We start from the raw sequence: 19801 nt of genomic DNA on the forward strand, positions 1-19801 counted from the left end.
ATGGACCCGATCAAGACCCGCCGTGACGGCGCAATTCTCGAAGTGACGCTGGATCGGCCAAAAGCCAATGCAATCGATCTAGCTACCAGCCGCATCATGGGGCAGGTATTTGCCGAGTTTCGCGATGATCCCGAACTGCGCATCGCAATCTTGACCGGAGCAGGTGACAAATTCTTTTGCCCTGGCTGGGACCTGAAGGCAGCCGCCGAAGGCGATGCCGTAGATGGAGATTATGGTGTCGGTGGCTTTGGCGGTTTGCAGGAGTTACGCGATCTGAACAAACCGGTCATCGCGGCCATCAATGGTATTGCCTGTGGTGGCGGGCTCGAGCTTGCGATTTCAGCCGATATGATCCTGGCCGCTGAACACGCAACTTTTGCCCTGCCTGAGATTCGATCCGGAACCGTTGCAGATGCGGCGAGCGTCAAGCTACCCAAACGCATTCCCTACCACATCGCGATGGAGCTATTGCTGACTGGACGCTGGTTCGATGCCGAAGAAGGTCATCGTTGGGGCTTGGTCAATGAAGTCCTGCCTGCCGATCAACTGATGGATCGTGCCTGGGAATTGGCGCGTCTGCTCGCCTCGGGTCCTCCGCTGGTTTATGCTGCGATCAAAGAGGTCGTGCGCGAAGCTGAAGACAGCAAATTTCAGGACGCCATGAACCGCATCACCAAGCGCCAGCTGCGCACCGTCGATATCCTCTATTCCAGCGAAGATCAGCTTGAAGGCGCAAAAGCCTTCGCTGAAAAACGTGATCCGGTCTGGAAAGGAAAATAAGTTCAAAACACCGCTGCCTTTATCGCATTGGCGCAGTTTTGCGCCAATCGCTCAGCTAAGCTTGTTTTTTGTCAGAAAACACTTTTACTATCCTGCAATTCAGGCCACAGCTACTTTAACTGGAAGAAGGAATGTCAAAGCGGCCCGATGCAGGACAAGAAAACAGAACCAGAACTTGAGATCGGGCGAACCCTGCAGCGTTTACGACAGGAACGTCAGCTCACGGTGACCGAACTTGCTGCGCAGTCAAAGGTTTCCGCGCCCATGATCAGCCGAATCGAAAATGGTCATGTGTCGCCGTCCCTTGGTACCTTACACGCGTTGGCAGATGCACTATCTGTCTCTCTGATGGCGATGTTCAGCCATACCGACACGACCTCGGATGTGCATCACGTTCAGGCGGGAACCGGATTGCCGTCGCGGCGTATCACACCAGACCATGCCCATGACTATCTACTGCTCGGCAAACACAGCGGGCCTAGCGGGTCATTCCAATCCGCACGCATCCGCATCTCAAAACAAGACCAACGCAAGTTGCCTAACTATCAGCACGAAGGCTACGTCTTCATCTATATGATTGAAGGCAGCGCCATCTATGGCTGTGGGACCGAAGAGTTCGAGATGTCAGAAGGTGACACGCTCAGCTTCGACGCCAAGCTCCCACATGGGGTGCGGGACATCCTGTCAGACGAAATTGAATTCGTGACCGTGTCGACGCGACCGCATTGATCTTTGCAGATGCCCTAGGTTCCACGCCGCGTTTGCCATCCGATCAGGCTGAAACACGCAAACACTACTGCAGCAACACAAACAATGGATGGCCCTGCAGGCGTATCAAATATGTAAGCAGCCCGTAGCCCGGCGATTGCGGAAAATGCACCAATCGCCGCCGCAATCAAAGCCATCGCTTCCGGTGATCTGGCCAGACTGCGCGCAGCCGCCGCCGGGATGATCAGCATTGCAGCAATCAAAAGAACACCTACGACCTTTATCGCCACGGCCACTGTAACTGCCAGAGACAGCGTCAGGATCAACTGCTCTCGCTTGGGGTCAAAGCCGCTGGCATAGGCCAACTCTTCATTCATGGTCGCCGTCAAAAGCTGCGACCAGCGCCATACGATCAGGGCCACGACAAGCGCTGCGCCCCCCCAGATCACAACCAGATCGGTGCGTGACACGGCCAGAATATCACCGAAGAGATAGGCCATCAGGTCGATGCGAACACCGGACAGGAACGATACGGCGACTAGACCGAAGGCAAGTGCAGAATGTGCTAGAACACCCAGCAGTGTATCCATCGCGTAGCCACGTCCGGACAACAGTGTCACGGTAAGTGCCATTGCAAGCGCAACAGCTAGCGCCCCAGTAAAGATGGACAGCTGAAACGTCAGCGACAAAGCGACACCCAAGATTGCCGCATGGGCGGTGGCATCCCCGAAATAGGCCATTCGACGCCAGACAACAAAACACCCCAGTGGTGCCGCAGCAAAAGCAACGCCAACACCTGCAAGCGTCGCGCGCGTCATGAAATCATCCAGCATTATTCTGCGGCTTCCTGAGAGGTTTCACAGTGACCGTGATCGTGATCGTGATCATGGTCGTGATCATGGCGATAGAGGGCCAGTGCGCCTCCGGTACCCGTTCCGAACAGGGCCCGATATTCCGGGGCCGAAGCTACGACTGCGGGGGACCCTTGGCAGCACACATGACCATTGAGACAGATCACCCTGTCCGACGCGCTCATGACCACGTGCAATTCATGGCTGATCATCAGTATGGCGCATCCGGTTTCACGCCGGACCTCTTCGATCTGACGATAAAACGCCGCAGACCCCGGTTGGTCGAGACCCTGAGTGGCTTCGTCCAAAAGCAGAACGTCGGGCCGATTGATCAACGCCCGCGCCAGCAAAACGCGCTGAAACTGTCCGCCTGACAATTGCGACATTTGGCGCTTTAGCAGATCCGGCACCCCAGCAGTTTCAAGCGCTTCTGTACATTGAAGCCTAGAGACACGATCCGTCAGACGCATGAATCTTTCGACTGATATCGGCAGGGTCGGATCAATGTGCAGTTTTTGGGGGACATACCCGATTTTTAGCCCAGGCTTCAGCGTAACCTTACCTTCCGCAGGCTTGGTCGCGCCTATAACGGCCCGCAACAGGCTAGTCTTTCCCGATCCGTTTGGACCAACGATCGTCACGATTTCACCAGCCTCAATCGTCATGCCGACATGGCGCAGAACGGTATTCGCGCCATAACGCACGCTGAGATTTTCAACGGTGATCAGGGTCATGTCTACGCCTTCTCGGTGCAGTCTGGGCAGAGTCCCTCGGCTTCTACAACGGTTCGCTCGATTTCGAAACCCGCCGCGCGCGCGGCTGCGCCGAGGACGCCATTGGACGGTGCCGACTGAGCTTCGGCGACAGCGTCGCATTTTCTGCAGATCATGAAGGCCGGGGAATGGACCTCTCCGGGATGAGAGCAGGCCACAAAGGCGTTCAAACGTTCAATCTTATGGACGAACCCGTACTGGACCAGAAAATCCAGCGCACGATAAGCCACCGGCGGCTGCGAACCAAAACCGGCTTCGCGCAATCGATCAAGTATAGCGTAAGCCCCAAGCGACTTGTGGTCTTGCAACAGCATTTCAAGGACTTTTCGCCGCACAGGGGTTAGCCGCAACCCCTCTTCCCTGCACCGAGCATCCGCTGTGGCCAACGCCGTTTCGACGCAATTCTTGTGATCATGCTCCTGAAATCCTACCGGCGCATCTTCACCAACCGAAATGGGGTGCATCTCACTTGTCATGTTATACCATATCATATATGCCGCTCGTAACGTTATAAAATCACACAGAGGGTCTGATGTCCAGAAAGCTGCTCCCACTATCGATTACCGCTGCATTGATGGGCGGAACCGCCATGGCGGATGCACCCAAGGTTGCGGTTGACATCGCACCCGTTCACTCACTCGTGGCCCGGGTGATGGAGGGGGTAGGAACGCCTGAATTGATAGTGCAGCCCGGTGCCTCGCCACACGAATACAACCTTCGTCCGTCAGAAGCAGCCGCACTGCAAGAGGCAGATCTGGTATTCTGGATTGGCGAGGACCTGACCCCGTGGATGGAAGGCGCTGTCGAGACGCTCAGCGACGGGGCGACTGTTACGGTGTTGCTTGAGTCGGACGGAACGGTTCTGCTCGATTTCCGTGAAAGTGCTTTGTTCGAAGCGCATGACCATAGCGACGACGAAGATCATGGGGATGACGATCATGACGATCACGACCATGCTGAGGATGATGGTCATGATCACGACGACCACGACGATCATGCAAAAGACGATGACCACGATCACGAGGATCATGCCGAGGACAAAGAGCATGATGATCATAATCATGACGAAGAGCATGCGGATGAGCATGACCACGATGATCATGAGGACCACGCCGGACATGACGACCATGAGGGCCATGCGCATGGCGAACATGATCCGCACGCCTGGCTCTCTCCGGTCAACGCAGAAATCTGGCTGAAAACGATCGCGGCGCAGCTTTCTTCGGCTGACCCAGACAACGCAGGTGCTTATTTTGCAAATGCGGCAGCTGCGCGTGAAGAAATGGCTGCTTTGTCAGCGGAAGTGGCCGAAACGCTGGCGCCGGTCAAAGGTGGCAGCTTCATCGTGTTCCACGATGCCTATCAATATTTCGAAGATGCCTTTGGCTTCCCGGCCTCGGGTGCAATTTCCCTCAGCGATGCGACCGATCCAAGCCCGGCAAGGATCGCCGAAATTCAGGGGCGTATCCGCGACGAAGGTGTGGATTGTGTCATGGCTGAACCCCAGTTCAACCCCGGAATTGTCGCAACCGTTCTCGACGGCACCGAAGCTAAAACCGGCATCATGGACCCGCTGGGATCTGATCTGGAACCCGGAGTAAATCTGTACCCGCAACTCATCCGCAATCTGGCCAAAACACTGTCTGAGTGCCTTTGACTCAATCAACAGCCTGGTTGGGAGTTGGTTCTGGCCAGGCTGAAATCAGACAGAGTTCTCCGCTCATCGTTCCAACAAAGTCATCAGTATTCGGCTACCGGCCTCTCTAAGCTGTCCAATTTGGCGGCTAAGCTGCCGGCGCAAGTCAATCATCGCCAGCGAACTTTCGATGCCGCGCTCGACCAGAGGTTGGATCACGCCACGAATACGAAAGGGAAGGGCAGATCGACCAAAGCAACCAGCGAGACAGACGTAAAGAAATCCCTCACGACCTCAAAGTCCTGAAGGATCGAGGCCATGCGTCCATTCTGCCCGCCCCGGGCTTTCATCATAAGCGCCATCAACTGATTGAACAGCCGCTCGGTGATCTTCAGGTCCGCCCGTTTTCCCGCTGCATTGATGAACCGTGTCCGCAATTTCTTGATTAGGAAATCGAACAACAGTGCAAGGCCAACCCCGACGACCAGAGCCAGCAAGCTATCAACCACTTCGTTTGGCAGAATGGGGTCATGAACGACCATGGTGAACCGCGAAGTCACCAGCCCAAGCACGCTTGTCACCATCGCGGCCAATAGGATCTGAATCTAGACCCCGCGCAGATCGCTGAACGCGGACCAAAACCTATGACCTTGCGGCCTAAACGATTCTCGTTCCAGCGGCGCGAGCAATATGCGCGCAATATCCAGCGCGTCTTGCGCAGTCGTGTTTCCTGTCGCCGCCAGATCTGAAGTTCGCTGAATCCGCTGCAGGCATCGATCACAAGAAAGCGTCGGTGTCTTCTCGATCCAGAACCACTAACGGTTGAACATCTGGGGCAAACGCCAGGACCAGAAACAAGTTCAGGTCCAGTTTCAGCAACCGCGCTTTCCCGAAACCCGCCTTTAGCCCACCGCTTCCACTGCGCTGACCGCCTAGGCGACTTCATTGCCCTAGAACACCCGAAAGATATCCACCTCGGACAACCCAAGACCCAAATGCTCTGTCAGAAGTCGGAGGTGCGTATTCAGCGGGATAGTCGCAGTCGGGTTCATGACGGATATCACAAGGTTGGATCGGTCGGCTGTGCAACACCCAACGCATCCAGGATATCGCCCGTGACCGCCAGCACGGCATATTCTGCACGACGTGCCTGGGCCTCAAGCTGGATCACCCGAACCTGCGCAAGATTCAACTCGCGCAACGCATCCAATATCTGTACCAGCGTGCTGCGCCCGATATCAAACTGTCCACGAGCTGCATCCAGCGCTTGCTCATTGATCTCGACAGCGCGCCGGGCTGTGGCGAGCCGTCGCTGGATTGAATTGGTCTCTTCCAAGGCCTGGGAGAGATTACGTTGCAACTCGCGCCGCAATTCTTCTTCATCAGCCCGGCTTTGTTGAAGATTCGCCCTTGCGGTTTCGACATTGGCGCGCGCGGATCCCCCTTGGTAAATCGGGACCGTTACACCCAATCGGGCCTGCACACCGTCGTCGATACTGCCCTGGTCGAAATCTGTCTCAAGAATCGCAGAGAGTGTTGGGCGGGTCGCTCGTTCGGCAACCACGACCTCTTGTTCACGCACTTGACTGAAGGCGACCTGAGTACGCAGACGCGGGCTGCGTGCAACCATTTGCTGCGAGGTGGCCGCTGCCAGAATGGGTGCGGGGGGGATGGTCGGAATTATATCGGGTCGCGTTCCGAAGACTTCGACCCATGTTGCCGTCGCCAGTTCCACATCCGTCTGAGCCTGCGCTAATTCTGTCTCGGCGTTAGACTTCCGCCCCTGCCCCGCCAGCAAATCTGCCACCGATCCGGCCCCGGCATCAAAACGGGACTGGAGGTCGCTGACCAAAACGTCCGTACGATCCAGATTCTGCTGGGCTTGTTCTTCGAGGCGGCGATTTCGATCCAGATCAATTATGGTTTCGATGGCCTCGAAGCTCAGCGCGCTCAGCTCTGACAATTCGTTTAACCAGGTCTGCCGGGCTTCAATCTGACGCAAACCCACACGACCCGAGACTTTGCCACCATCATAGATGATCTGGCTAAGCCGCAGGATCGGTACTGTATCCCCATCGGACGTCAGGGATGTCTCGGCCTCGATCTGCGGCAGGAACGCGCCTTGCTCGGCATCAATGCGGGATTTCGAAGCCAGAACGCTGGCGGCTCCGGCTGCGGTGGTGGGCGATGTCGCGACAGACCTTCGCACCAACTCAGCGAATTCAGTGCGTGCGACATTTCCCTTCAGATTATTCCCCCCCGATAAGGGAGCGGGGGCTGGTGTCGCCCCGGGATCAAAGGACTTGGTTCCCTGTAAATCCTGACTGCAGCCCGCCAAAATAATAGTGGCTATCACAACCGACAACCATGCCCTCATCCCGCCAAAGCTCCTGATTTCAACTCTGAGATAAGCAACAAATTTCCAGTCAGTTAATCGTGGAACTTGTTGCCCGCATTTTGCGTTACAGGAGAAAGTGCGGTAAAAAAGTAACCATATTCTTTACGAGTTTAATGTTCTGGCACGACATCAGTTTATCAAGATGCGGGTCCAGAAAAATCAAGCGGAGCAAGGGCGCAGATCCCATCTGATAATCCGCGAGCTTTCGGCCGCCAGCCATGTTCTGTTCGGCAAGTTTGATTCAACCAATCACAACTCATCCAACCTTGTTGCCTTGGCTCCAGACACCGCGCAAAACTGGTGTTTGACCCATGCGACGCACACGCAGAACGTCACCACGCAGACCTACATTCAGGATGCCACGGTCATCAAGACCGACAGCCATTGCAGGATTACGTGTAACCGTGGCCACAGCACGTGGCAGGTCGTCCCAAACACTGGCAAGATGAAAAGCCGACAGCAGTAGCGCAGAAGGCACATAGTCGGAAGACACAATTTCCAGAAGATCGGCCTTTGCAAGATCTTCAGCCGCGACATTGCCGGAATGCGAGCCGCCACGGATCAGATTCGGGGCACCCATCATGACGGCGATGTTGCGGGTACGGCAGGCCTCGGCCGCCTCGAACGTGGTTGGGAATTCGGCGAAAGCCACACCATTTTCGGACGATTTTTCGACATGCCGCGCCGTGGTATCGTCATGGCTGGCCAGCGCGGCGCCAAGACGGGCGGCCTCGATCACTGCACCGGCTTCGTGCTTTTCTCCGAAACGCTGCTGTAGACCACGCAGGTTCTCGACATGTGCAACGAAATCGGCGTCGGTCATACCGCGCTTTTTGGCGACATAGGTCTTCAATGCACTCAGATCGCTGAATTGGCGTTGACCCGGCGTGTGGTCCATCAGACTGACAATGCCAACCCTGTCTTCCGGCCCGAAGGTCGCCAATTCCTCAAGCAGTGTCTCCGAGCAGATCTCGGCCCGCAGGTGAAGGAAATGGCTGATCTTGAAATAGCCTGCGGCGCGCGCCGACAACAGTTCGTCCGCGAGTTTGCGGGCATAATCGATGTAACGGCCCTTGCCGCTGTGAATGGAACCTACTCGCATGGCGTCGAACACGGTTGTGATTCCGGTCGAGGCCAGCTCGCTATCATGCGCGATCAGGGCCGGAAGATGAGGCCAGTCCACTTCCGGGCGAGGCTCGATATGACGTTCGATATTGTCGGTGTGCAGCTCGACCAGTCCCGGAAGGATGTAATCACCTGCACAATCGACTGCGCCGGTCGGAACATGATCCCCTTCGGTGATCTCGGAAATGACGCCCTGTTCGATTGTCACCGAACCGGTTACTACCCGATCGGGCATCACAAGCTGGGCATTCGCAAGGCACAGATTATCTGACATATCGCTGTCACAAGCCTTTGCCAAAGAGGGCGCGGGAAAAGGGGAATTCATGTCATACTCTCGATTTGCAATCTACTACGTGCCGCCCGAAGGACCATTGGAACAGTTCGGCGCGCGCTGGCTGGGATGGGATGTCGTGCAGGGCTGCGAGGTGCCTCAGCCCGATCTGCCCGATTTGCATGACGTTACGATGACACCGCGCAAATACGGCTTTCACGGAACGCTGAAACCACCCTTTCAACTGGCCGGAGGTTATTCGCTTGAAGCCCTGAAAGCGGCGGCGTCTGAGATGGCCGCTGGCCTGGCGCCTTCGAGCTGTGAAGGGCTGAGTCTGACGAGGCTGGGCCGGTTTCTCGCCTTGACCCCACAGGGCGATGTTAGCGGCTTGCAAAGAATTGCTGCGGCCTGTGTACGTGAGCTTGACCCGTTTCGCGCCCCAACCAACGAGGCTGAACTTGAGCGGCGGCGCGGTGCAAGGCTGAGCCAACGTCAGGACGCACTGTTGATCGAGTGGGGTTATCCCTATGTGATGGACGAGTTTCGGTTTCACATGACGCTGACAGGTCGGCTGCCGAATGGTGATATTCCTGTATGGACCGAGGCGCTGCGCCGCCATTTGCCAGCCTTGCCCGAGCCCTTCGTCATCGACCAAATTGCCTTGTGCGGCGAGCGCATTGATGGGCGTTTCGAGCTTATTCATCGGTACGCGCTCGCTGGTTGAAGGACCCCTGCGGCGCGCGCAACCGTCTCGGCCAGTGGGCCATCGTTGGAAATGGTGATAACGTCCAACCCATCGGGCAAGGGTTTTTCTGCCTGAGCAAGCCGATTTGCAATCTCGCTATCGCTTTCTCTGCCGCGAGTCGCCAAACGCCGTGCAAGAGTTTCCGGCTTCGCCGTGATATTCAGGACAATGAAGCGCGGGAAATTTTCTGCGGCCTCGAGCAGAGCTTTGCGCGAGAAATTTGCCAGACAGTCTGCGCCATCACTCAGCCGATCTTTGACGGCAACCGGTATCCCGTAGCAAAGCCCATGAGCAACCCAATGCACCGCAAAGGCACCATTCGCTGCCATTTCTTCAAATTCGGCGATTTCGACGGCGTCATAGTCTTCCCCGCCCAACTCTGGTGCCCGGGTGATGACGCGGCGCACCAAATGCAAATCGGGCAACAAGTCACAAAGCCCTAGCATCACACTGTCTTTGCCAGCCCCCGACGGGCCAACCACAGCGATGAGGCGACCCCGGGTCATGCCGCGACCTCGGGTGAAAACTGACTGGCGTCGATTTCGCGATCACAAACGCGCGCCCTAGCCGCTTCGTCATGGAAAATGCCGATGATTGCAGTACCACGCGCCTTTGCCTCTTCGATGAGCCTTAGAACAACCTCGCGATTGGCCGCATCCAGACTGGCAGTCGGCTCATCCAACAGCATCGCGGGATAGGAATGGGTGAACCCGCGTGCGATGTTGACACGCTGCTGTTCACCACCCGAGAAGGTAGTCGGTGAAAGGGTCCAGAGCCGCTCAGGAATGTTCAGTTGCCGCAACAGAGCTTCAGCCCGCGCCTTCGCGTCAGCAGCGGAAATGCCCACAGCCCGCAAGGGCTCGGCCACGACATCGACGGTGGGCACGCGCGGAACCACGCGCAGGAACTGGCTGACATAGCCCAGAACCTCGCGGCGCAGGGCGATAACTGTCCGAGGCTCTGCCTGCACGATATCCACATCACCGATGCGAATTTCTCCGCTTCGGGCCAGATAGTTGCCATAGATCATACGCATGAGGGTGGACTTGCCCGCCCCCGACGCGCCCGTCAGCGCCACGCATTCGCCCGGAGAGACCGAGAAGGATACATCGCTCAGCACCTCGATCACGGCCGCACCTTGATTATGGAGAGTGAAAGTCTTTGAGACGTTGTTAAGCTCAATCATTGCTCACACCTGTAAAACGGAACTGACAAGAAGTTGGCTATAGGCGTGTTGCGGGTCATCAAGCACTTGATCGGTCAGGCCTGCCTCGACCACGCGGCCCGATTTCATCACCATCAACCGATCTGCCAGCAGGCGCACCACGGCCAGATCATGCGTGACGATGATCGCCGACAAGCCCATGTCGCGAACTAACCCACGCAACAAGTCGAGCAACCGCGCCTGAACGGACACGTCCAGACCGCCCGTTGGCTCATCCATGAACACCAGCCGAGGACCGGTCACGAGGTTTCGTGCAATCTGCAGGCGCTGCTGCATCCCACCCGAAAAGGTCGTCGGGCGATCATCCACACGGGAGGCATCGATCTCCACTCGTTGAAGCCAATCCGTGGCCTTGTCACGTATGTCGCCATAGTGACGCTCTCCAACGGCCATCAGCCGTTCACCTACATTCCCACCGGCACTGACGCCCATGCGCAACCCGTCGCGTGCATGTTGGTGGACAAAGGCCCAATCGGTACGGCTCAGCATCCGGCGCTCGGGCTCGGACATCGTTACCGTGTCCTGCGGACCTTTTGCGCGGGTGTCGAACACAACCTCTCCGGCATCCGGGGTCAGATGCCCGGCCATGCAATTCAGCAGTGTCGACTTACCTGACCCGCTTTCGCCAACGATCCCCATGACCTCACCGGGATAGAGGTCGAATGACACATCGGCACAGCCAATATTTGGGCCATAGCGCTTTGTGATGTCCCGAACAGACAGCAAAGGTGTCATGCGGCGTCCTTTCCTTTGTGACCCGCCGCCTGGCGCGCCTCGCAATAATCGGTATCCGAGCAAACGAACATCCGCCCACCCGCGTCATCGATGATTACCTCGTCCAGATAGCTGTCCTCGGCACCGCACAAGCCGCAGGCTTGGTCGGCCTTGGACGCCTCAAACGGATGATCCTCAAAATCCAGTGAGACAACCTGCGTGTAGGGTGGCAGCGCGTAGATCCGTTGTTCACGCCCAGCTCCGAACAGCTGGATCGCAGCCATATCACCAAGCTTTGGGTTATCGAATTTCGGGATTGGCGACGGGTCCATCACATAGCGGCCTTCGACCTTCACCGGGTAAGCATACGACGTCGCGATATGCCCATGACGACTGATATCTTCGTACAGCTTCACATGCATCAGCCCGTATTCCTCAAGGCTGTGCATCTTGCGGGTTTCGCTCTCTCGCGGTTCCAGAAAGCGCAACGGCTCGGGGATAGGCACCTGATAGACAAGGATCTGACCTTCTTGCAGCGGCTCCTCGGGAATCCGGTGGCGAGTCTGAATCACGGAGGCGTCGCTTGTCGTTGTGGTTGTTTCAACCCCCGCAGTGCGCTCAAAGAAGGTGCGGATCGAGACCGCGTTTGTGGTATCGTCCGAGCCCTGATCGATCACCTTAAACGTGTCATCCGGGGTCAACACAGCGGCCGAGACCTGCACACCGCCCGTACCCCAGCCATACGGCATGGGCATTTCGCGCGAGGCAAACGGCACCTGATAACCCGGGATCGCCAGACCTTTCAGGATTGCACGGCGGATCATACGCTTGGTCTGCTCGTCCAGATAAGCAAAGTTATAGGCGTTCATTCCGCAGCCTCCTGCGCTTGATCAGCACTTGCTTCGCGGCGTAGTTTGCGCACCAGTTCCAGTTCAGACTGGAAATCGACGTAGTGCGGAAGCTTGATATGCTCTAGAAACCCCGTCGCTTGAATGTTGTCCGCGTGATAAAGGACAAACTCGGCATCCTGAGCAGGTGCGCCAACATTATCCTCACCCAGTTCTTCCCACCGCAGCGCGCGGTCGACCAAAGCCATCGAGATCGCCTTGCGTTCCGTCTGACCAAACACAAGCCCATAACCTCGGGTGAATTGCGGCGGCTCGGTTTTGGAGCCCTTGAACTGGTTAACTGTTTCACATTCGGTCAGAACGACTTCACCGATTTCGATGGCAAAGCCGAGCTCAGGGATCTCCATTTCCACCGGAACGGACCCGATCCGAAGCTCTCCAACAAAGGCGTGATTGCGCGCGTATCCGCGCTGTGTGGAATACGCCAGACCGAGGGTGAAACCTTCATCCGCGCGGGTCAGCGCCTGAAGGCGCAGGGCGCGATCGGCGGGCATTTCAAGCGGCTCGCGGGTCAGATCAGGTGGCGGCGTATCGTCATGCGGCGCTTCCTCGATCAGGCCTTCGCGATTGAGGAAATCCGTGACATGCGGCACATCACCCAGTTCAGCTTCGCGCGCCGGGGCTTTGGGCACCTCACCATCAGCAGCCAGTTTGAAATCCAGTAAGCGATGAGTGTAGTCGAAGGTCGGCCCAAGCACCTGCCCGCCCGGCAAATCCTTGAAGGTTGCCGAAATGCGCCGGTCGCAAGCCATTGCCCCGGTATCAACAGGCTCGGATGCGCCAAAGCGTGGCAACGTGGTTCGATAGGCGCGGATTAAGAAGATCGCCTCGATCAGATCGCCGCGCGCCTGCTTGATCGCAAGCGCGGCCAGATCAGGATCGAACAACGAGCCTTCGGCCATAACCCGATTGACCGCCAGGCTAAGCTGTTCGCGGATTTGCGCGATGCTCAGTTCCGCCACATCGGTATCACCGCGGCGTTCTTCGGCAAGCCAAGCGTGGGCGTTCTCAATCGCGCGCTCACCGCCTTTTACTGCGACATACATCAGGACACCTCGGTCGTTCTTGGCAAAGCCGCTAGGCGGCTGCTATTCGTGAAGATGAAGTCGAGCCCCAGTGGATATAGCGTCTGATTATGCTGAAACGCCTCAAGCTCGGGCAAGGAAAGCGCGGATTTGTCCTTGATTCCCGGACCTGTCAGCGTCGCCCCTGAAGCGATGAGTTCGGGGCATTCCACGATCAACGTGGCAGAACGATCCGGATATTCAGACGTCCCGATCGGGTATGCGTTCAATGATTCCAGATCCGACCACGCACCAATGGCAAACATACAATGCGACGGGCCGGTCAGCGGTGCGCCGGTGTGGAATGCAAGCCAGCTGCGTACGGCGTCGCAATCTAGCGCACCTGCCAGATAAACGGGCGTCTCAGTGTCGCAAAGCGTCAACAACACCGCACCTGCTGCTGGTGACATTGGGGCCGGAGGAACTGCGCCAGAAATCTCTTGCACGGTACCGGGACGCGCCATTGCTTCCATCACGCTGCGAAAGGCGTGGGCAGATTGGATCGCGGGATCCTTGAAACCGCCGATCAGGGCTTCTGACTGCATCAATCCTCTCCTCGTACCATGGTGAAGAAATCAACCTTAGTGGCTGCGGCTTTGGCGGCACGCGCGGCCTTTGCATTGGTCAGCTCATCTCGCAAAGGGGTCAGCACTTTTGTGCGCAACAGATCAGACACATCTGTCTGCATCAGTGCATCAACCAGCGCGGCGACTTCGGCATCTTCTTTCCGACGGCCTTGTATATAGGCATGCCCGACTTCGCCCGTGCCCAGCGTCAGCGCACAGCGTGTTACCGTCATTTCGCCCAGATTGAACGGCGCACCAGTCCCACCTGCGTGAGCCCGAACCATGGTGCTGCCAATCTCAGGAGCACGCAGCCATGTGAAGCCGGGGCGAGGCATCGCTGCATCCAACAGGGCGGCCACGCGTCCCTCCGGCGCTTTGGCTAGCAGGCTCATCCAAGCCTTCCGGTCCGCGTTTTCATCAAAAGTGTCTTTCATCTCGACAACTTTTCCATATACTATACAACTATACACATCTTATCATATTTGCCGCCGCCAGACAGAGGAATTTTGTGAAACTTGCGTGACACTCCCACCAAAACCCCGATCTGGAAGGCCATTGCCGACGCACTTCGCAGCGATTTGGCCGAAGGGCGCTATGGCCCGGGTGATAAGTTGCCAACCGAAGCGGCACTGGCAGAGCGGTTCGGTGTTAACCGCCATACAGTGCGCCATGGTATCTCAGCCCTTGTGGATGAGGGCCTAATCCGAACGCGCCGGGGCGCGGGCGCTTTTGTGGCAGCCACACCCACCGATTACCCCATCGGCTCGCGGGTGCGATTCCATGAAAACCTCATCGCTGCTGGTCGCAGACCAGAAAAGAGGGTGCTTCATGTTGAAGAACGGGCAGCGACCGAGGGCGAGGCCACCGCACTGACCGTTTCACCCGGTGATCAGATCTGTGCGTATCACGGCCTCTCATTGGCGGACGGGCACCCGATTGCCGTGTTTGAAAGCATGTTTCCCCTTGAGCGCCTGCCTGGCATCACTGCTGCGCTGCAAGCGACCAGCAGCGTTACCGAGGCATTAAACAGGTCGGGCGTCACTGACTATACTCGGGCCTCAACCCGGCTGACGGCCACGCGCGCGACGGCCACCCAAGCGCTACATATGCAGGTTTCAGAAGGTGATCCGCTGCTTAGATCATCCGGGGTGAATGTGGACGAAAAGGGACAACCGGTTGAATTTGGCCGAACCTGGTTTGTTGGAGATCGGGTGACACTGACCCTTGAGAGTTAAGGCTCGTATTTCTCCAGAAACGCATCAGCCGTCAGAGCACGGAAATCGTCGAGCGCCAACCGCAACTTGTCATGAGACCAATTCCACCAGGCCAATGCGATCAACCGATCGGCGATGTGTCGTGGCTGACGCAGTCGCAAGGGTCTTGCAGGTGTACCGGCAACAATTGTGTAGGGGTCTACATCCTTCGTCACCAAGGCACCCGCAGCCACAACAGCCCCGTCACCCAGTGTGACCTCGGGCTTTATCATCGCGCCTGCGCCAATCCATGTATCGTTCCCGATATGGACAATTCGGGATTTGCGGTGACTGAAAAACACCTCGTCCCGATCCGCATCGTCCCAATAATCGTTCGAGCGATACAGGAAATGGTGACAGGACGCCGTGTGCAGCGGGTGATCAGTCGCGCCGATCCGCGAAAACGCGGCGATGTTGGCGAACTTACCGACCTTCGCGTTGGCGATGTCGGCATAACGATCGCAATAGCTGTAATCGCCCATTTTTGTATGTACGACGCGGCTGCCCTTGCCGATTTCAACATAGGCCCCGAACGTACTTTCGGTAATCTCACATTCGGGGTGAATGCAGGGCTGTTCCGCTAAAAGCCGCGCCATCAGTCTTTCCGCCCGATCAGCTTACCGCGCAACCAGCCCGAGGCCCAATCCATGAACATCACCATGATGATGATCAGGACAATGTAATAGGCGACCTCTTCCCAATCTTTCTGCGTCTGGATGGCTTGCGTCAGCATCAGTCCGATGCCGCCACCGGTGATCGCACCGATGATCGTCGCAGAACGTGTATTGGATTCGAGGAAATATAGAATCTGGGCCAGCAGCACGGGAACAACCTGCGGGATCACCCCGAACCGGTATCGCTGTAGCGGTTTGGCCCCGGTCGAGGACACCCCCTCGATCTGTTTCTGATCAACGTTTTCCAACGCCTCCGAGAAGATCTTGCCAAACGTGCCCGTGTCGGTAATCAGAATCGCCAACGCGCCGGTCAATGGTCCGGGGCCAAAAGCCCGAGCCAGAACCACAGTCCAGATCAATGCGTCCACACCGCGCACAAAGTCGAAAAGACGGCGCGTTGCGGCGCAAAGCAACATGATCGGCGAAAACCGTTTGGCGGCGAGAAAGGCCAATGGCAGCGCGATCATCGCGGCACCCATCGTACCCAGAAATGCCATCAGGATCGTTTCTCCGATGGCCCAGGCCACATCCTTATGCCGCCACATCGCGTTGTTCCACCAGTCAGAGATTGCGCCTGCGATATTCGAACGGCTTGGATCGATCTGCGCGCCAAACAGGATCTCTCCAATCCCATGGCCGTGGTAGGGACTGTCAAGCGTGAACCAGAACAGCTCCCAACCCGGGAAATAGTTGAACACTTCAGTCCGAGCGCCCGTCATGGTGATCCGGCCCTCAGGCGTTGTGACGCCAACACGCCGTTCAGATGCGGAAATCCAGTCGGGCAGTTCAGAGGGCAGATTTGTCGTCAGGCGGCGTCCCTTGGCCTGCACTTCGATCAGCTGGAAATCGGGTATTTCAATCTCGGTCCGGTTGTCAGGCAGGAACCGCACGATATGATTGCGGCCCAGATCGATCGTCGTCACCTCTTCACCCGATACCCAGTCGGGACGTTTACCCTCGGGATAAGTGCCCTTACGCTCGCCCTCAACCGCATAGGTCACCTCACCGCTCCGATTATTGCGTGTGACATGCACTTTGTGTGACCAGCTATCAGAAGCCAGTGTAACGGCGTTGTCCAGATTGGCACGTTGCGCAAGGCCCGGCAGGTCGAAGGCGAAGAAGATGTAGGTGAGATAAACGAGGATCACGACGGGGATGCTAAAGCCGATCAATCGTTTACGCTGAAATAGCTTTTCGGCGTCAAGCTTGGCCTCGTCCAGCCCGAAGTTCCAATCAATTGTGGTCATTGGCCCTGCCCTTCGGTCAGACGGTTGCGGTAGCGGCTGGACACCTGATCGAAGAATACGATGGTGCTTAATAGCAGGATGAAAATCGCGCCGGCCTCGTCAAAACGACCCGGACCCCAAGCCATGGCATTGCGCAGTTCGTAACCCAACCCTCCCGCGCCGACGAAGCCCAGGATGGCAGAAGCGCGAATATTGATCTCAAATCGCAGCAACGTGTAGCTGATATAGTTTGGCGCGACCTGTGGCAGGATACCCAGCATCATCTGTTTCGACCAAGTCGCCCCGGTCGAAGCCAACCCCACAACCGGTTTCAGGTCAGCGTTTTCGGATACTTCCGAGAACATTTTACCAAGCGCCCCTGCGGTGTGGATTGAGATAGCGATCATCGCCGGCACCGGACCGCCCCCAAGGACGAAGATCAGCACAAGCGCGATAACGATTTCCGGCACTGCGCGCATAACATCCGAGATACGCCGGAAGACCGGGATTAAACCCGGCCATTTCGCCAGCCCGCGTGTGCCAAGAAGCGACAGGATCAGACCACCGATGGCCCCGATCAACGTGGAAACTGCTGCAATGTTCACCGTCTCAACCAGTGCAGGGAAGTACTTCACGATCAGGCCAGGCAGATCGGCCCGCTTTTCCCAAGCTTCAGACAGCACATCCGCCGGGTAATCACCGATCTGATGCAATCCGTCCCAGAACCCACCCGCGTTTCGGGAATCCGCAATGTTGAAACCTGATACCATCAGGACCACAAAGATCAGCAGCGTCAGCCCGCCATAAAGCCTGCGCTTGTGAACTTGTGCCATATAGCTGGATTGAATGGTCTCAACGCCGCCTGGCGCCGCACCGATTGATAAGTCTGCCATCCCGAGCCCCGAATGAATAATGACCGGCAACCCCAATGGGTTGCCGGAAACGTCATGCGCGCGCGTTAGCCACCGATTTTGGCTTTGCGGGCCTCAACAATCGAGATGTAGGTGTCATGCGATACCGGCTGGAAACCCAGCGTCTCGCCTGCCGCCACACCATAAGCGCAATCGGGGTCACGCTCGTGCAGGCCATCGACAAGATCTGTCATGGTCGCACGGACATCGGCAGGCAACGCCTTGCGCAGAACCAGAGGGCCTTCGGGGATAACGTTCGATTTCCAGATCTGGACCATGTCGTTCATGTCGACAAGACCTGCGTCAACCGCTTTGCGCAGGGCACCAGAATTGTATCCATCTTCCCAGTTGCCCTGACCATCGGCCCAGGTCACACCACCATCAATGTCGCCATTATTCACAGCGACGATCGTCTGCTCGTGGCCACCAGTGAATTTGACCTCACCGAAATACTCACCCGACTCCATGGTGATACCTTCTTTGTATTGCGGGATTTCGATCGACGGGATCAGATAACCTGAGGTCGAGTTCGGATCACCAAACCCAAACACTTTGCCTTTCATGTCGTCCAGTGAGGTGACGCCACTATCCTTACGGGCGAACCCGATCGAGTGATACCCGATTGAACCATCCACATTGACCTTGATCAGAACGGGCTCAACTGCTTCGGGGTCTTGCAGATAGGTGGCTGCGTAAGAAGAGGCACCCAGCCAAGCCATGTCGAGTGTCCCGCCCAACAGGCCCTGTATCACACCGTTGTAGTCCGCCGGGGCGAATAGCTTGGTCTCAACGCCTAACGCCTCAGAGGTATAGTCTGCGAGACACTGGTACGAGTTCATGCGGTCCTGGGCATTTTCACCACCAAGGATGCCAATGCGAAACTCGGTGATTTCTTCGGCAAGAGCAGCAGTGCTCAAAACGGTCGTGGCGGCAAACGCCAGTGCGAGGGTCTTTTTCATCGTTTTCTCCGTTCGGTTAGATGAAGGTGGCCCGCGACGGACGCGGGGGGAAACTGGCTCAGACGTAGGCTTCCGCTTCGCGGACCTCGGGCCTGTCCAGTGTTTCGATCTCGGTCGAGGTTGCGGCCTCGGAAAAGTCTGCGCCTGCACCGTAGATGTCGCGCGCTACGCCCGTGGTCAGCTGCGCAGGGGTGCCGTCGAACACAATCCGACCATCACGCATTCCGATGACCCGGTCGCAGTAGCGACGCGCGGTATCCAATGTGTGCAGATTCGCAATGACCATACGGCCGTCTTCTTCGTGAATGGCCCGCAGCGACTGCATCACAACCTGTGCATTCATTGGGTCCAGCGAGGCGATCGGCTCATCCGCCAGAATGATCTTCGGGTCCTGCATCAGCGCGCGGGCGATGGCGACGCGTTGCTGCTGGCCGCCTGATAAGGCTTCGGCTCGCTTGGGTGCTTGCTCGGCAATGCCTAGCCGATCCAGAATTTCAATCGCCTTATGAATATCCGACCGCGGGTATAGGTTGAACATCGTCGAAAAGGTCGATTGCCTGTTCAGCGTGCCATGCAAAACGTTCGAGACGACATCCATGCGCGGTACAAGATTGAACTGCTGAAAGATCATCGCACAGCGCGATTGCCATTCGCGTTTGGCAGCACCGCGAAGCGCAGAGATCTCTTCGCCTTCAAAAGCAATTGTGCCGGTCGTTGCATCGCTCAGACGGTTGACCATGCGCAAAAGCGTGGATTTTCCAGCCCCGGAGCTGCCTATAATCCCGATCATGGTTGGCTTGTCGACAACGATATTCGCCGAATCCACGGCCCGTTTGTCACCAAACTTTTTGGTCAGCTTTTCAATTCTCAGCATATCGCCCCCATCGTTGCGAGGCGGATAGAACGTCAAAACAAAAGCTTCGTGACGCTTTTGAATCGTTTCGTTTACATCTACGCGAAAGATTTGTGACAGGCGCGATGATTGCCTGGTTCTGCAGTGTGTGGCGTTTCTCG

General features: G+C 57.0%; 23 protein-coding genes. 5 read left to right on the forward strand and 18 right to left on the reverse strand.

What is annotated here, in order from left to right; translation table 11 throughout:
- Positions 1-780, forward strand: a complete 780-nt coding sequence (locus ACR0AY_RS09845; RefSeq protein ID WP_170512009.1) for a carnitinyl-CoA dehydratase — start codon at positions 1-3, stop codon at positions 778-780.
- 147 nt (positions 781-927) lie between these two features.
- The gene (locus ACR0AY_RS09850) at positions 928-1509 is read left to right on the forward strand and encodes an XRE family transcriptional regulator (RefSeq protein ID WP_170512011.1); all 582 of its coding nucleotides are present in this window, start codon (positions 928-930) and stop codon (positions 1507-1509) included.
- A 14-nt stretch (positions 1510-1523) separates the two neighbouring features.
- On the opposite strand, the gene ACR0AY_RS09855 is transcribed toward ACR0AY_RS09850, so the two are convergent.
- The 3 genes from ACR0AY_RS09855 to ACR0AY_RS09865 are packed head-to-tail and all read right to left on the reverse strand — an operon-like array spanning position 1524 to position 3588.
- Complete coding sequence (locus tag ACR0AY_RS09855) at positions 1524-2321, reverse strand: metal ABC transporter permease (RefSeq protein ID WP_170407700.1); 798 nt, start codon at positions 2319-2321, stop codon at positions 1524-1526.
- On the reverse strand, positions 2321-3073 hold the full coding sequence (locus tag ACR0AY_RS09860; protein WP_170394347.1) for a metal ABC transporter ATP-binding protein: 753 nt from the start codon (positions 3071-3073) through the stop codon (positions 2321-2323). The genes ACR0AY_RS09855 and ACR0AY_RS09860 overlap by 1 nt, the downstream gene beginning before the upstream one ends.
- A gap of 2 nt (positions 3074-3075) precedes the next feature.
- Positions 3076-3588 (reverse strand): Fur family transcriptional regulator, encoded by a 513-nt coding sequence (locus ACR0AY_RS09865; RefSeq protein WP_170512013.1) that lies wholly within the window; start codon positions 3586-3588, stop codon positions 3076-3078.
- Positions 3589-3644: 56 nt separating this feature from the next.
- On the opposite strand from ACR0AY_RS09865, the gene ACR0AY_RS09870 reads away from it, so the two are divergent.
- On the forward strand, positions 3645-4769 hold the full coding sequence (locus ACR0AY_RS09870) for a metal ABC transporter solute-binding protein, Zn/Mn family (protein WP_170512015.1): 1125 nt from the start codon (positions 3645-3647) through the stop codon (positions 4767-4769).
- Positions 4770-4963: 194 nt separating this feature from the next.
- Here the strand turns inward: ACR0AY_RS09870 and ACR0AY_RS09875 are convergent, their stop codons facing one another.
- The 3 genes from ACR0AY_RS09875 to ACR0AY_RS09885 form a co-directional block, all read right to left on the reverse strand.
- Positions 4964-5332, reverse strand: a complete 369-nt coding sequence (locus tag ACR0AY_RS09875; protein ID WP_480454081.1) for a 6TM ABC transporter family protein — start codon at positions 5330-5332, stop codon at positions 4964-4966.
- Positions 5333-5808: 476 nt separating this feature from the next.
- Complete coding sequence (locus ACR0AY_RS09880) at positions 5809-6957, reverse strand: TolC family protein (RefSeq protein WP_170512019.1); 1149 nt, start codon at positions 6955-6957, stop codon at positions 5809-5811.
- A 445-nt stretch (positions 6958-7402) separates the two neighbouring features.
- Positions 7403-8545: an alpha-D-ribose 1-methylphosphonate 5-triphosphate diphosphatase gene (locus ACR0AY_RS09885; protein ID WP_170512021.1), complete on the reverse strand. Its 1143-nt coding sequence runs from the start codon at positions 8543-8545 to the stop codon at positions 7403-7405.
- A gap of 49 nt (positions 8546-8594) precedes the next feature.
- Between ACR0AY_RS09885 and ACR0AY_RS09890 the strand changes: the two genes are divergently transcribed.
- Positions 8595-9266: a DUF1045 domain-containing protein gene (locus tag ACR0AY_RS09890; protein ID WP_170512023.1), complete on the forward strand. Its 672-nt coding sequence runs from the start codon at positions 8595-8597 to the stop codon at positions 9264-9266.
- Here ACR0AY_RS09890 and phnN read toward each other — a convergent pair.
- From phnN to phnG, 7 genes are read right to left on the reverse strand one after another with little or no spacing between them, the layout of a single operon-like run.
- Positions 9242-9793, reverse strand: coding sequence for a phosphonate metabolism protein/1,5-bisphosphokinase (PRPP-forming) PhnN (gene phnN, locus ACR0AY_RS09895; RefSeq protein WP_170394325.1), 552 nt, complete (start codon positions 9791-9793; stop codon positions 9242-9244). The genes ACR0AY_RS09890 and phnN overlap by 25 nt on opposite strands.
- Positions 9790-10473 (reverse strand): phosphonate C-P lyase system protein PhnL, encoded by a 684-nt coding sequence (gene phnL, locus ACR0AY_RS09900; protein ID WP_170512025.1) that lies wholly within the window; start codon positions 10471-10473, stop codon positions 9790-9792. The genes phnN and phnL overlap by 4 nt, the downstream gene beginning before the upstream one ends.
- A 3-nt stretch (positions 10474-10476) precedes the next feature.
- The gene (gene phnK, locus ACR0AY_RS09905) at positions 10477-11247 is read right to left on the reverse strand and encodes a phosphonate C-P lyase system protein PhnK (protein ID WP_170394315.1); all 771 of its coding nucleotides are present in this window, start codon (positions 11245-11247) and stop codon (positions 10477-10479) included.
- A complete protein-coding gene (locus ACR0AY_RS09910; protein WP_170394314.1) occupies positions 11244-12095 on the reverse strand; it encodes an alpha-D-ribose 1-methylphosphonate 5-phosphate C-P-lyase PhnJ in 852 nt (283 codons plus the stop codon). The genes phnK and ACR0AY_RS09910 overlap by 4 nt, the downstream gene beginning before the upstream one ends.
- Positions 12092-13180, reverse strand: coding sequence for a carbon-phosphorus lyase complex subunit PhnI (locus ACR0AY_RS09915; RefSeq protein ID WP_170512028.1), 1089 nt, complete (start codon positions 13178-13180; stop codon positions 12092-12094). The genes ACR0AY_RS09910 and ACR0AY_RS09915 overlap by 4 nt, the downstream gene beginning before the upstream one ends.
- Entirely contained in the window at positions 13180-13743 is a 564-nt protein-coding gene (phnH, locus tag ACR0AY_RS09920) for a phosphonate C-P lyase system protein PhnH (RefSeq protein WP_170512030.1), read from the reverse strand. Before phnH ends, ACR0AY_RS09915 begins: the two co-directional genes overlap by 1 nt.
- Complete coding sequence (phnG, locus tag ACR0AY_RS09925) at positions 13743-14198, reverse strand: phosphonate C-P lyase system protein PhnG (protein ID WP_170512032.1); 456 nt, start codon at positions 14196-14198, stop codon at positions 13743-13745. The genes phnH and phnG overlap by 1 nt, the downstream gene beginning before the upstream one ends.
- A gap of 81 nt (positions 14199-14279) precedes the next feature.
- Between phnG and phnF the strand changes: the two genes are divergently transcribed.
- Entirely contained in the window at positions 14280-14999 is a 720-nt protein-coding gene (phnF, locus tag ACR0AY_RS09930; protein ID WP_170512034.1) for a phosphonate metabolism transcriptional regulator PhnF, read from the forward strand.
- Here phnF and ACR0AY_RS09935 read toward each other — a convergent pair.
- The 5 genes from ACR0AY_RS09935 to phnC form a co-directional block, all read right to left on the reverse strand.
- On the reverse strand, positions 14996-15613 hold the full coding sequence (locus ACR0AY_RS09935; protein WP_170512036.1) for a DapH/DapD/GlmU-related protein: 618 nt from the start codon (positions 15611-15613) through the stop codon (positions 14996-14998). The two genes, phnF and ACR0AY_RS09935, sit on opposite strands and share 4 nt — an antisense overlap.
- The gene (gene phnE, locus ACR0AY_RS09940; protein WP_480454085.1) at positions 15613-16938 is read right to left on the reverse strand and encodes a phosphonate ABC transporter, permease protein PhnE; all 1326 of its coding nucleotides are present in this window, start codon (positions 16936-16938) and stop codon (positions 15613-15615) included. The genes ACR0AY_RS09935 and phnE (ACR0AY_RS09940) overlap by 1 nt, the downstream gene beginning before the upstream one ends.
- Positions 16935-17810, reverse strand: coding sequence for a phosphonate ABC transporter, permease protein PhnE (gene phnE / locus ACR0AY_RS09945; RefSeq protein ID WP_480454086.1), 876 nt, complete (start codon positions 17808-17810; stop codon positions 16935-16937). The genes phnE (ACR0AY_RS09940) and phnE (ACR0AY_RS09945) overlap by 4 nt, the downstream gene beginning before the upstream one ends.
- Positions 17811-17875: 65 nt before the next feature.
- Entirely contained in the window at positions 17876-18787 is a 912-nt protein-coding gene (gene phnD, locus ACR0AY_RS09950; RefSeq protein ID WP_170512042.1) for a phosphonate ABC transporter substrate-binding protein, read from the reverse strand.
- Between the two features lie 58 nt (positions 18788-18845).
- Positions 18846-19661, reverse strand: coding sequence for a phosphonate ABC transporter ATP-binding protein (gene phnC / locus ACR0AY_RS09955; protein WP_170465735.1), 816 nt, complete (start codon positions 19659-19661; stop codon positions 18846-18848).
- Positions 19662-19801: the final 140 nt, after the last annotated feature.

It is taken from the genome of Ruegeria sp. A5, from assembly GCF_056543005.1.